Here is a 12,848-nt window from a genome sequence, read left to right on the forward strand (position 1 = left end):
CATCAGGCGTACATAATAAGTATGCCGCCGACAACAGATTGTACGGCAGGCCGGGTCATGCCCCGTCAGACGCGGTCAACACCACTCCTGTCCAGCACAAAATCCAGCCATTGCGACGTCAAGGACTCCTGCATGCGGTTCTGGGAAATGCGTTCGTCCAGCGCATCCAGGTCGACAATATCCAGTGGTTCATCGTGCCAGGAGCAGGCAAACACCGCCTTGGTGCGCTGGCCGGTAGCCGGGTCAAGTTGCCATTGCAGGCATTGTGAGCACACGCCCTTGAGCATGCATTGCATGGTGCTGTAAATGGAGCCGGTGGTTTTGAACGATTCGGCAAAATAGGGTTTCAGTTCGTTGTGTCGCGCCTTGTTGAGTTGCTTCAGCAAAACATTGCTGGCAGTAATCTGTACATGCGTGATGCTGCCCAGCGGAACCGGCGCATTGCCATCATGCAATTCGCCCCGTGCGTACTGTAACAATGCTTCGGTAATATCACCGGTAACAGAGCTGTCCTGGTCGCGACGCATAACCGCCGGCTCACCCTTGTCCGTTACCACCAGCAGCGCATCACTGGCCGCTTCCAGATCGTCAAGGCAGAACAGGTCAGCCGCGGTTGGCAGGTTTAATGCCAGCAGGACCTTGTTATCCCTGGCCCGGAACGCCGGGCCCAGTGAGCGTGCGGCCGCCGCAGCCAGCCAGTCGCCGACAATCAGTACGGCTTCATTTTCCGGAATCATGGTGCCGTTACCACTTGGGCCCATGAGCACAAGTGGTTCACCGGGTTTGAACGTGGATACCAGTCGTGAACTGGCGCCACGATCGCGAACAATGACTGAAATCGTACCCCTGTCTGCATCCACCTTTGAACCGGTGAGCGGCAAGGTCTCGGTCTGCAGTCGCGTGGCTTCAACCTTGGCGGCGACGGTTTCATAGTTTTGCAGCCGGAACACCTGCGCCGGTTTGTAACGACTGGCGGCAAGCGGGGCCTTGATCACAAGCTCGACCGCATCATGCGTCAGCCTCGTTACGGAAACCACCCGCGCCTGCAGCTTGTCGGTAATGTCGGCACGGAAGTTTTCGTATGCGGACAGCTCTCCTGCCTGATTCGCGCGATCACCAAAGGATTCAACTATCTTTGGATAGATGCGTTGACCGGATGTGACCGCCTTGACCACGTTGCCGGCGAAATCGGGGTGGGTGTCACCTATATAGGTGACGCGCCTGCCATCGTTGTCATAAGAGGTAAACGGCCCGAAGCCATCCTGCTTGCAATGCTGCACGGGTTCGACTGCTCGTAGTGCGCCATCAGCGAACACATGGGGCTTGTACTTCATGCTGTCGACTTCCATCGACCGGTGCTCGAAGAAGTAGGCAATATTGGGACGGGCACCGGTGGCCACGAGGATGCAGCGCGCCGGCATCAGTATTTCTTCCCCGGTGCTTTCCAGCTTTCCGTTCTCATCAAGTTGCATACGTTCACAGGCCAGTGCTTCCACCTGGCCGTATTGATCCAGTTTCGCTGCCGTCGGGCTCATGCATTCGGCGTAATACACACCTTCTTCCATGGCCTTGATGACTTCTTCATGGTTGCGGGTATAGGCCGGCGACTGGCTCATGGGTCGACGGTAGACAATGCTGACGCCGCCCCAGTTGTCGATGAGTTTCTGCAAGTCCGGTTGTTCGCCTGCGGCGTTGGCGCGTTGACGTTCCGCGCGTAACTGGCGGCCATGCTCAAGGTGTTCATCAAGCACTTCCAGCTCGGCCGGCCCCAGGGCGGCACGAACCGATTTTTCGTCCTTGGCTGCAACCAGGGTTTCATAGCGTGCGAGTGTTTTTTCAATTTGCACCAGGTAGTAGGCGCGTACTTCGGTTGCCGCATCGACGCCGGTGAGGCCGCCGCCAATGACCACGGCCGGTAACCTGACCTGCAGGTTAGCCAGGCTATCCGCGCGGGCGGCACCTGTTAACTGTAGCGCCATCAGGAAGTCGGCCGCCATGCGCATGCCTGGTGCCAGTGACCCGGGTATGGGCAGGGGTTGCGGCAGACCGGCACCGACAGCAATGGCAACATGATCAAATCCCAGTTCCCAGATGGTTTCGAGCGTCAGCGTGCCGCCAAAGCGTACACCACCAAAGACCTGGAACAGCTTGCGTCGCATCAGGCTGATGTAGATTAGTTTCAGGAAATTCTTGTCCCAGCGTACGGTGATGCCGTATTCAGCAACGCCACCGAAGCCGGACATGATGCGCTCACCCAGCGCTTCTTCCAGTTCGTTGTAGTTGTAGATTGGCTGGTTGATCAAGTGCTGCGGCAGTGGCTCAATCTTCAGGCCATCAATGCCCACTACGGCAAAACCTTCAAGGGTAAGGTGGTGAGACAGCGTGAACCCGGCCGGGCCCATGCCGGCCACCAGGACTTTCAGTCCGTTGTAGGGCTTGGGCAGCCATTGCCTGTTACGCAGCGGGTTCCAGCGTGTCAGCAGGTCATAGATTTCCACGCCCCAAGGCAGTTGCAGCACGTCAGTCAATACGCGGGTTTCAATCTCGGGAATGTTTACCGGTTGTTGCTTCTGGTAGATGCATGCCTTCATACAATCATTGCAGATGCGGTGGCCGGTAGCCGGGCACATGGGGTTATCCACCATGATCATGGCCAGTGCGCCAATGCCATCACCGTCTCGCTTGAGACGATGCATTTCGGAAATCTTTTCTTCCAGCGGGCAGCCGGTCATCAATACGCCCAGGGGATTGGTTTTCAGTCCCTGTTCCGGTTCGCCTTTTTTCACCGGGAAGCCGCGTGAGCAGAAATCTCCATCGTGATCGTGGCAGTAAATACAGTAATCTACCTCGGCCGCCACTTCGCGGGCACTCATGCGCGGATCAGTGAGATCAAAGCCATCACGGAAGTGATGTGCGCCAGTGGAAAGTTTCAGGCGACCGGAATCATCTTTCAGTGATTCCACCGGTACCAGTTGCTGGTGATCAATACCGGATGACAGGCGGAACGCAATCCAGTCCTTGATGGCAGCTGCACCTTCGTCGGTGGTCATGGCGCGAATGCACCAGCGTGTGAGCGTTTCGATATTGTCGGCATTGGCCTCGGCATCAGCCAGAAGGCCCTGGCCCCACAGTGAAACCGCCAGTTCACGGTCAGTTTTGCCAAGGTCGGGATTGACCTGGTTGTCGAGCCAGGCATCCAGCTCGGCGAAGCTTTCGAAATCTTCCTGCTTCATCAGCCTGCGCCGGGCGCGACGCTGAACAAATAATTTCTTGAATGCCAGTACCGGTCGCTGGCCCTTGGTCGCTGTTGCCAGCGCATCGGCAGCGTCCTGTATCCGGAATAGTTCGACGACAAAGTCCTCCAGCAATTTGGCACAACTGATGAGCAGTTCACTGGTGTCGGAATCGGGTACCGGCAGCTCGCCAGCGCGGTAGGCCAGCAGCTTGTCGTACAGGTTATTGTCCTGTTGCTTCAGCCTGTCCAGGAACAGATTGTCCAGGGTAGTCAGGCCGTCCAGTTCAAATAGATCGGAGTATTGCAGGCCACCGAGACCCAGGTTCAGCTCAGGCATCGCCATCCTTCTTTCTGCTTGCACGGATTGTCGAGGGGGTTGCCCCGCGGGAGCGGCAATTGTATAGCGCCCCCGGCTGAATTGGTATGGAAACCGGAAAATTTACCCGGTCTCCCTGAATTGGCTCGCGCTGATCGGGGCGGGATTATTTCCCGGCCGTGCCCTTGAAGCCGATGATTCTGTAGATAGGGCAGAAATCGATCAGCACCGTGGTAATCAGCACGACACCGGCGATGCTCCACCATTTATGCGGGCCCTCGACGAGGAAGTACAGGCTGATCAGGCACAGGCCCAGGATGATGCGAATGATCTTGTCGATTGATCCGATGTTTTTGTTCATGGTCAGTTCCCTGTGAGGTGATCAAGAAGGTCGTGAGTCAGTTTCGGGCTGTGCCCGGTGCGTGCATTGTAAGACAGTACGACTCCAATTGGTATATCGCCATAACCCCATACTTTAGTGTCAGGTACGGCAGCGGAAGCAGTTACCAGTCACAAATAATGCCGGAGACCGTGAAGTGTTTCACTGCTTTTAAGTTACTGCGCGTGAAGTGCTTCACCTTTGCGTGCTGAAGAACTGTATACAATTATTGTTAACAGACATAAATATGCAATACATTGTCTATGTCAATACCAGCAAACACTAACAACGGTCACAGGGAGAAAATAATGAAAAAGACATTGTTGATTGCCTGCTCATCATCATTGTTTATTCTTGGAACAGCCAATGCCACTGATGTCGGTATTGGTGCCTCAATCAATACCACTGAAGAGACTTCATCTTACAGTATTTCGGTACCCATTCGAACATCGGCGCTGCTGATTGAGCCGGACATTTCTTTCTGGAGTCAAGAAAGTGACTCAACCAACAATATCACCGGTGCTGAAACCGGTATGAACTATAGTTATACAGGTATTGGTGTTGGTCTATTTGCCAGGATACCCTTGACAGGTGCCATGGATGCCTATGCTGGGGGAAGGCTTGGGTACTTTAATATACAGTCAGACTATGATTATGGTGTCGCCGGTACCTTAACAAGAGAAACCAGTGGTTATTCCGTGGGCCCGGCAGTGGGACTGGGTTACGCGGTGAATGATTCGTTCAGCGTGTCGGTGCAGACTGGTTTGTATTTTAATTCTGGTACCGATGACGAGGAATCCGTGTCGACTACCGGGGTCGTAACTTCAAGCACCTCTGATAACATTGAAAATACAAGCACGATCAGCCAGATCTACCTGCGCATGTTTTTCTAGAATCGCCATATACAGACATAAAGATGTGCCAAATTGTTTATGTCAACACCAATCAGAAGTAACAGGATACATAGGGAGAAAAGCATGAAAAAGACATTGTTGATTGCCTGCTCATCATTGTTGATGGTGATTGGTACAGCCCATGCCGTTGATGTCGGTATTGGCGCCTCAGTCAATACCGGTGAAGAGGCTTCATCTTACAGTATTTCGGTTCCCATTCGTACATCGGCGCTGCTGATTGAGCCGGATATTATGATATCGAGTTATACTTCTGACTCAACGGACAATATCACTGGCATTACAAGTGATCAAAGCAACAGTTATACCAGTATCGGTGTCGGCCTATTTGCCAGGATACCCTTGACAGGCGTCATGGGCGCCTATGCCGGGGGCAGGCTCGGGTACATTAATTCGGAATCGGAATCCAATTATATTACCAGTTCGAATACGCGCGAAAGCAGTGGCTACTCTGTTGGCCCGGCAGTGGGCTTGAGTTACGCGGTGAATGATTCGTTCAATGTGTCGGTGCAGACTGGTCTGTATTACCATTCTGTGACCGAGGACGTAGAGACCGTATCTTCTGCGGGAGTTGTTGTTGGCAGTAGCTCTACCGACAGGGAATACACGAACACGATCAGCCAGATCTACCTGCGCATGTTTTTCTAGATTGTAACTGCGATACGAAGCCTCGGCCTTGTTTGCCGGGGCTTCTTGTTTAAGGATTCAGAGCGGCGCCTATTGATCGCGCTTCCAGTCGCCGGATCTTCCCCCGGACTTGGCCAGTAATTTCACGTCATTGATGATCATGCCCTTGTCAATGGCCTTGCACATGTCATAGATGGTCAGCAGTGATACTTGCACGGCATTGATCGCTTCCATTTCGACACCGGTTTTGCCGTCGGTACGTACCGTTGCCCGGCAATAAACCGAGGCCGGGCTGTCGGCAAGCTCAAAATCAACAGTAACCGCTGTAATTGGCAGGGGGTGGCACAGTGGCACAAGGTCGGATGTTTTCTTGGCGGCCATGATTCCGGCAAGGCGACTGATTCCCAGTACGTCGCCTTTCTTGTTGTCGCCCGCCCTGATCCTGGCCAGGGTCTCATCCTGTATCAGGATGCGACCTTCGGCGGTGGCCTCGCGCCGGGTGATGGCCTTGTCGCCAACATCAACCATGTGGGCATCACCACTGGCGTTGAAATGGGTCAGTTTGTCATTCATGGATATTCCTCTCCGGGCCGGCTGAAAATAATCCGACTTGTGGGTACCGGTCATGACGTACTAGTATAAATGATCCGGCAACAAGGTGTGAGGACTGTGTCATGGCTACATTGGACGGCGAACGAATTGACGCACTGAAACAACAGTTGATCCGGCGGCGCGGACAGCTGGCGGAAGAGCTGCATCAACGCATGAAGAGCACGCAGGACAAGGATTATGCTGCTCTGGTAGGACAAGTGCGGGACGCCGGTGACGAATCGGTAGTGGAGTTGCTTGGCAGCCTGTCCGCTATTACCACCGAGATGGAAATGGAGGAGCTCCAGAATATTGAAGCGGCACTGCAGCGTATGGCGCGCGGTGTCTATGGCAGATGTACGGAATGCGGTTCGGTCGTACCGGCTGAACGCCTGCAGGCCAACCCCGCCGCTGACCGCTGCATCACCTGCCAGCAAAAACTGGAAGGACCGGTCGGTGGCCGTGATCGCACTCCATCGTTGTAGCTGATCGGGAAACCGGGCTCGAAATATAATCGGCACATGACTGCGCCACGTTTCTTTGTTGATATCCCGCTGGTTCCAGGACTAGTGATGTTGCCTGGTGATGCCGCGCATCACGCGACCCGCGTATTGCGCCTGGCAGCCGGGGACCCGGTAGTGCTGTTTAACGGCAAAGGTGGTGAGCACCATGGACAGATTGCAGGTATTGACCGTCGCGTGGTGTCGGTACAGCTGGACCGGTTTAGCCCGGACGATCGTGAATCACCGCTTGATATTACCCTGGTCCAGTCCATTACCAGTGGCGAACGCATGGACTACGCCCTTCAAAAAGCGACGGAACTGGGCGTCAGTCGCATCGTGCCTGTCACCACGGAACGCACATCCATAAAATTGAAAGCAGACAGGGCCGAGAAGCGTCTCGAGCATTGGCACAAGGTCATTATTTCCGCGTGCGAACAATCCGGGCGCAATGTTATACCCGGGCTTGCGCCGGTTTGCAGTCTGCGGCAATGGCTGGAACAGAAGTCCGAAAAGACCTGCCTGTTATTGCATCCACAGGCGATGGAGAGTCTTTCCAGTGTAACCAATGTCACACAACCTGTTGCCATTGTAGTCGGGCCTGAAGGGGGCTTTAGTGAACAGGAAATTGATTTGCTGCAGGATGAGGGTTGCAGGCTGGTTCGGATGGGGCCGAGGGTATTGCGCATGGAAACCGCCGGCCCGGCCATGCTTGCAATTCTGCAGGCACAACTGGGTGATATATAATTCGCTTTACATTTATAAACAATTTTTTGTATAAAGTTTTAACATCGTTTCGTGCAACGCTAACAGAAATTACTATAAATCATTATAAGTGCCTCTGGTGCCCGCAGGACAAGGCAGTCGGAGCCAGGCTGACACAAGCCGGTTCACGATGAGGCTGGATGGAGATATGACGGGCGAATCAGGAAGTTCTCTTTATACCGGCGACATTGACGCCAGCTTCAGGGCGTTGGCCGAAAGTGCACGCGATGGCATTCTCGTTAACCAGTTCGGGCATCACGTCTTTATCAATCTGCAACTGTGCCGGATTCTCGGTTATTCCCGCGAAGAATTGATTGGCACAATCATGGACGACCTGGTACATCCTGAAGACCTGGACATGGTCAAGGGAAACCACCGGCGCCGGTTATCCGGTGAAGATGTCCCGGACCATTACGAACTGAGAATGCTTGACCGTGAAGGCAATAGTATTCCACTGGAAATCAGCTCCTCCGTCTTTGACTGGAACGGCCAGCCAGCCACCATGGTGGTATTGCGCGATATTCGTTGGCGCAAAAAACTGGAAATGCAGCGCGACCAGAACCGCCCGGTACTGGAGGCGATGTTCAATAATACCCATATGCCCATGGCGCAAATTGACCGGGACTTTATCCTGGTAATGGCGAACGCGGCCATGGCGGCGGTATTCGGCGTGGAGCCGGAAGAGCTGATTGGTCGCAGCTATTTTGATTTTTCCCCCAACGATGCACGCCAGAAGACATTCAGTGACTGCCTGGCAACAGGGCGGACCTATTTCGAGGTCAATAAGCCGTTCAGGTATGCAAGTAGCAGCAAGACCCAGACCAGCTGGGACTGGAGTATTGTCCCTATTGTTGTCGATGGCGACACGGTAACGGGCCTGTTGCTGACGTTGTTTGATGTCACCGAGCGAATGCGCACCGAAGAGCAGATGCGCAAGCTGACGCGGGCGCTGGAACAGACGGCTGATGCAGTGATGATTACCGACAGGCAGGGTATTGTTGAGTATGTCAATCCGGGTTATGAAAAAATAACCGGTTACAGTTCCGATGAAACCCTGGGCAAGAGACCGAGCCTGCTCAAATCCGGCAAGCAGGGGCCGGCATTCTACAGCCAGTTATGGGAAACCATCCAGGCCGGCAACGTATTCAGTGAAGTATTTGTCAATCGACGAAAAAACGGTGAGCTCTATTTCGAGGAAAAAACCATCACGCCGCTGAAAAACCGGTATTCGGAAATTACCCACTTTGTCGCCACCGGTCGTGATATCACCGAGCGTATGCAGACACAGGAGCGCCTCCACTATATGGCGCACCATGATGCGCTTACCGAATTGCCTAATCGCGCATTGTTTATTGATCGATTGCGCCAGGCCCTGGCCCGCGGTCGCTGGCATAATCGACTGGTAGCCGTATTATTCCTGGATATAGACCGGTTCAAGAATATCAATGATTCCTTCGGGCACGAAGTCGGTGATGACCTGCTCAAGGAGCTGGGCCAGCGCTTCGTCGCAGCAATGCGCGAAGGTGATACCGTGGCCCGGTTTGGTGGCGATGAATTCGTGATCATGGCAACGGATATTGCCACGGTCAGCGATATCGAACTGATTGCGCGAAAACTGCTTTCGGTACTGAATGATCCGATTCGGATACTGGAAAAGGATATTGTTGTAACTGCCAGTATCGGCATAAGCATCTATCCCGGCGACGGCGAAGATTCGTCTACACTGGTCAAGCATGCCGATACCGCCATGTACCGATCCAAGGAGCTGGGCAGGAATACGTTCCAGTTCTATTCTGCGGACATGTCCCACAGGGTGTACGAACACCTGGCCCTGGAAAATGAACTGCGCAATGCCCTGGCTGCCAACGAGTTTGAACTCTACTACCAGCCACAGTTTGATATGAGCAATGATCGTATTGTCGCGGTCGAGGCGTTGTTGCGCTGGAATCACCCGCAACGCGGCGTTTTGTTGCCTGATGAATTTCTGCCGGTACTGGAAGAAATAGGTCTTATTGTTCCCGTTACCAACTGGGTTATATACGATGCCTGCAGGCAGGCCGTGGCATGGCATGATGCTGGCCTCAGGCCGCTGCGAGTCGCGGTGAATATATCGGCGCGCCAGTGCAACAGCATGGAAATTGTCGAGCTGGTTACCGAAGTGCTTGAGGAAACCGGCATGGATCCGGCGCTGGTGGAACTGGAAATCACCGAAAGCGTGTTAATGGAAAATACGTCACTGGCGCTCAGGGTGGTGAACGCGTTGGCCGATATTGGCGTGCGCCTGGCCATTGATGATTTTGGTACCGGCTATTCGTCGTTGAGCTACCTGAAGCGTTTCCCTGTCGATACCCTGAAAATCGATCGCAGCTTCATTCGGGATATCACTACCGATCCGGATGATGCCTCCATTATCCGGGCAATCGTGGCGATGGCGCGGGCACTGAACATGCACATCATTGCCGAGGGGGTGGAGACTGCTGAGCAACAGGCCTTTCTCAGGCAGATCGAATGTGATGGTGTGCAGGGTTTTTTGTTCGGAACACCATTGCCGGCGTTGCAGATAGAACCGTTGCTGAAGGATTCAGCAACGGTTATTGCCTAGCAGCTTCCGGGTCAGGACCGGTTGTGCAGTCTCTGCACGACAAACAGGGCAAAACTGAACAGCACCAGTGCGCCGGCCTGGTGCGTTGCCCCCAGGCTTACAGGTACAGCCATGAGCAGGGTCGCGATGCCAAGACCAAATTGAATGAACAGCATGACCAGCAGTGCGTTGAGCCCCAGGCGCAGTTGGCGCGTGAGCATTTGCCGGCGAGCCGATATCCACAGCAGCGGAATGGTGACGAACAGTACCAGTGCAAGCATTCGATGGTTGAACTGGATAGTTGCCAGGTTTTCAAACAGGTTAATGTACCAGGGGCTTAGTGCCATGCTGCCCGGTGGCAGCCATTGGCCGGCCATCAACGGGTAGGTATTGAATACCAGTCCAGCCTTGGTGCCAGCGACGAAACCGCCGGAAACAATCATTAGCACGATCAGTGCGGTAACCAGAATACTGTTACTGAACAGTTTGCGGTTGTTACTGCTGTTCGGTAGTGGTTCCCGGTCAGGCAGCAGCCCAAGCGCAACCCAGAGCATGTAACCGTAGATAGACAGCGCTGCCAGCAAGTGGGCGGTTAGCCTGTATTGGCTGACATGAGGCTTGTCTACCAATCCGCTTTTGACCATGTACCAGCCCAGCAGCCCCTGGAGCCCCCCGAGAACAAACATGATAGCCAGTTTGGGAATCAGCGGTCTGCGCACATAGCCGCGCATGAGAAAATACAAAAATGGTACCAGGAACGCGAGACCAATTATTCGACCCAGCAGTCGATGACTATACTCAAACCAGAATATCGACTTGAATTCATCAACGCTCATGCCCTGGTTGATTTTCTGGTACTCGGGAAACTGCTTGTATTTGTCGAATGTTTGTTGCCAGGCTTCGTCGCCTATGGGTGGCACTACGCCCATAATGGGAGCCCATTCGACCATGGATAACCCGGAACGGGTGAGCCGGGTTACACCTCCCAGTACGACCATGGCAAAAATCAGTGCGCAAATTACCAGCAGCCAGATGGCCAGGTGCCGATCCCGGTCGGCTTTAATGCTTGTTGTTGTCATATCTTCCTCCTCATCCGGGCTGAATCTTACCCAATATGGACGCTCCAAGTCAGGCCCATACAAATATTGATTCGTATCAATGAATGATTCGCAGTCCGCCTCTATAGTTCAAACTTGGGGAAAATCAGGAAAACAGCGCAGCACAGAATACTGCTGACAGCACATTTATGGTTGAGGGGAAACGAAAAGGTGACTTGATTCGGGGGCTGATGATGCAGGCCGCCGAGGAACAATTGTCCGAGATGGGCGAGGGTTTGCCGCGCTGCTGTGTGCGGCCACCGTTTGCCCTGCCTGAGGCGCAATTCCTGCGCCGTTGTACCCATTGCGCGGACTGTGTTCACGCGTGTCCCCATCATGCGCTGCACCTGCTGCCCGCCCGCTGCGGTTTTCTGCGTTCGGCAACGCCGGCGATGGAGCTTTGCCGGCACGCCTGCCATTTGTGTGAAGACTGGCCATGCGTGTCAGCTTGCGAAACCGGCGCGTTGCGTATGCCTGAGCCGGGAGAAATGCCGCGGTTGGGGCTGTTGTCGGTTGTTGCCGAGCGGTGCCTGGCTTCCCCCGATCAGGACTGTGACGCCTGCCTGACCGTCTGCCCGGTTGACGGTGCCATCTACCGTACCGACAGTTACAAGCCGGTTATTGACAGCGGTCATTGTCCGGGTTGCGGCTTGTGCCTTGAAAGCTGCATCGCCGAGCCCAAGGCCATTGAAATGCGTTTTGTCGCATAGAAATTAGGGGCGAAGTCCGAATCTTCTGGCGATATACTTCAGTTCATGACTCAGCATAATCCAGCTTCAGCTCCCGTTCTGACGGACCCGTTTGGCCGTCATATTGAATATGTCCGGCTTTCCGTGACTGACCGTTGCAACCTGCGTTGCAGTTATTGCTTGCCCAAGGGGTTCCGGGATTTTGAGGTTCCTGATGAGTGGCTGGATTTTGCAGAAATAGAAACCCTGATGCGCGCTTTCGCCGCGATGGGTTTGAAGCGTGTACGCCTTACTGGCGGAGAACCGCTGGTTCGAAAAGGGTTGCCGGAGCTGGCAGCGCGACTGCATGCCATCCCGGGAATCAGTGACTTGTCGCTCAGCACCAATGCTGTATTGCTTGAAAGGCACGCCGAGTCTCTGCGCCAGGCCGGTATCAGTCGTCTCAATATCAGTCTCGACAGCCTGAAGCCCCAGCGTTTTTCGGAGATCACCGGTGGCGGTCGACTGGACAAGGCGTTGGCAGGAATTATGGCGGCCAAGGACGCCGGCTTTGGCCCTGTCAAAATCAATATGGTGGCCCTGAAAGGCATCAACGATGATGAATACGAGCACATGGTGGAATTCTGCCTTGAGCACGACTTTACCCTGCGCTTCATTGAAACCATGCCCGTGGGCAGTACCGGTCGCTGGGCGTCCAGCCACTATCATAGCCTGGACGACGTTCGCGCCCTGCTAAAACGCCGGTTCGAGCTGGTCCCCGGCGTCATGCCCGGTGGCGGTCCGGCGCGCTATGAGCAAGTCGCCGGAACCGAGTTGCGTATCGGGTTTATTACTCCCATATCACGACATTTTTGTGAAACCTGTAACCGGGTACGCTTGTCTGCTGATGGCCAGCTGTACCTGTGCCTGGGCCAGGATGCCCGATATGATTTACGCTCGGTATTGCGCAGTGGCGCTGATGACGCCGCGTTGCAGGCCGCTATTGTTGAGGCGCTGGCCCTCAAACCGCAAAAGCACGAGTTTACCGACAAGCCGGAACAAGTCGTTCGATTCATGTCCATGACCGGCGGTTGACGGGGAATTCCCGACCGGTAATGACGTTGGCCACGCATTCCTAGTGTTTGGCCGGTTTTTTCTGTAGTCTTTTCCCGCCTGATCAT

At 54.3% G+C, this 12,848-nt stretch carries 11 protein-coding genes; 7 read left to right on the top strand and 4 right to left on the bottom strand.

Annotation, left to right across the window (positions count from 1 at the left end; all coding sequences use genetic code 11):
- Window positions 1–65 precede the first annotated feature (65 nt).
- Window positions 66–3,572 (bottom strand): FAD-dependent oxidoreductase, encoded by a 3,507-nt coding sequence (locus OEZ10_06375; protein ID MDH5632608.1) that lies wholly within the window; start codon window positions 3,570–3,572, stop codon window positions 66–68.
- Window positions 3,573–3,717: 145 nt separating this feature from the next.
- The gene (locus OEZ10_06380) at window positions 3,718–3,912 is read right to left on the bottom strand and encodes a DUF2892 domain-containing protein (GenBank protein MDH5632609.1); all 195 of its coding nucleotides are present in this window, start codon (window positions 3,910–3,912) and stop codon (window positions 3,718–3,720) included.
- Window positions 3,913–4,238: 326 nt separating this feature from the next.
- Between OEZ10_06380 and OEZ10_06385 the strand changes: the two genes are divergently transcribed.
- Complete coding sequence (locus OEZ10_06385) at window positions 4,239–4,823, top strand: hypothetical protein (GenBank protein ID MDH5632610.1); 585 nt, start codon at window positions 4,239–4,241, stop codon at window positions 4,821–4,823.
- Window positions 4,824–4,907: 84 nt separating this feature from the next.
- Window positions 4,908–5,489 carry a porin family protein gene (locus OEZ10_06390; GenBank protein MDH5632611.1) on the top strand — a complete coding sequence of 194 codons (582 nt, stop codon included), beginning with the start codon at window positions 4,908–4,910 and terminating at the stop codon, window positions 5,487–5,489.
- Between the two features lie 69 nt (window positions 5,490–5,558).
- On the opposite strand, the gene moaC is transcribed toward OEZ10_06390, so the two are convergent.
- Window positions 5,559–6,041 carry a cyclic pyranopterin monophosphate synthase MoaC gene (gene moaC / locus OEZ10_06395; protein MDH5632612.1) on the bottom strand — a complete coding sequence of 161 codons (483 nt, stop codon included), beginning with the start codon at window positions 6,039–6,041 and terminating at the stop codon, window positions 5,559–5,561.
- 101 nt (window positions 6,042–6,142) lie between these two features.
- Here moaC and OEZ10_06400 point away from each other — a divergent pair, with 101 nt between their 5' ends.
- The 3 genes from OEZ10_06400 (at window position 6,143) to OEZ10_06410 (ending at window position 9,923) form a co-directional block, all read left to right on the top strand.
- Window positions 6,143–6,541, top strand: coding sequence for a TraR/DksA family transcriptional regulator (locus OEZ10_06400; GenBank protein ID MDH5632613.1), 399 nt, complete (start codon window positions 6,143–6,145; stop codon window positions 6,539–6,541).
- 36 nt (window positions 6,542–6,577) lie between these two features.
- Window positions 6,578–7,303, top strand: coding sequence for a 16S rRNA (uracil(1498)-N(3))-methyltransferase (locus OEZ10_06405; protein MDH5632614.1), 726 nt, complete (start codon window positions 6,578–6,580; stop codon window positions 7,301–7,303).
- 166 nt (window positions 7,304–7,469) lie between these two features.
- A complete protein-coding gene (locus tag OEZ10_06410) occupies window positions 7,470–9,923 on the top strand; it encodes an EAL domain-containing protein (GenBank protein MDH5632615.1) in 2,454 nt (817 codons plus the stop codon).
- 11 nt (window positions 9,924–9,934) lie between these two features.
- Here the strand turns inward: OEZ10_06410 and OEZ10_06415 are convergent, their stop codons facing one another.
- Window positions 9,935–10,981, bottom strand: coding sequence for a COX15/CtaA family protein (locus OEZ10_06415; GenBank protein MDH5632616.1), 1,047 nt, complete (start codon window positions 10,979–10,981; stop codon window positions 9,935–9,937).
- 209 nt (window positions 10,982–11,190) lie between these two features.
- Here OEZ10_06415 and OEZ10_06420 point away from each other — a divergent pair, with 209 nt between their 5' ends.
- Together OEZ10_06420 and moaA are read left to right on the top strand one after the other, a co-directional pair.
- Window positions 11,191–11,709: a hypothetical protein gene (locus OEZ10_06420; GenBank protein ID MDH5632617.1), complete on the top strand. Its 519-nt coding sequence runs from the start codon at window positions 11,191–11,193 to the stop codon at window positions 11,707–11,709.
- A gap of 45 nt (window positions 11,710–11,754) precedes the next feature.
- Window positions 11,755–12,762, top strand: coding sequence for a GTP 3',8-cyclase MoaA (gene moaA / locus OEZ10_06425; GenBank protein ID MDH5632618.1), 1,008 nt, complete (start codon window positions 11,755–11,757; stop codon window positions 12,760–12,762).
- The last annotated feature ends 86 nt before the right edge of the window (window positions 12,763–12,848 follow it).

Source organism: Gammaproteobacteria bacterium (assembly GCA_029880545.1).
Taxonomy (GTDB): Bacteria; Pseudomonadota; Gammaproteobacteria; order Acidiferrobacterales; family SZUA-150; genus JAOUOD01.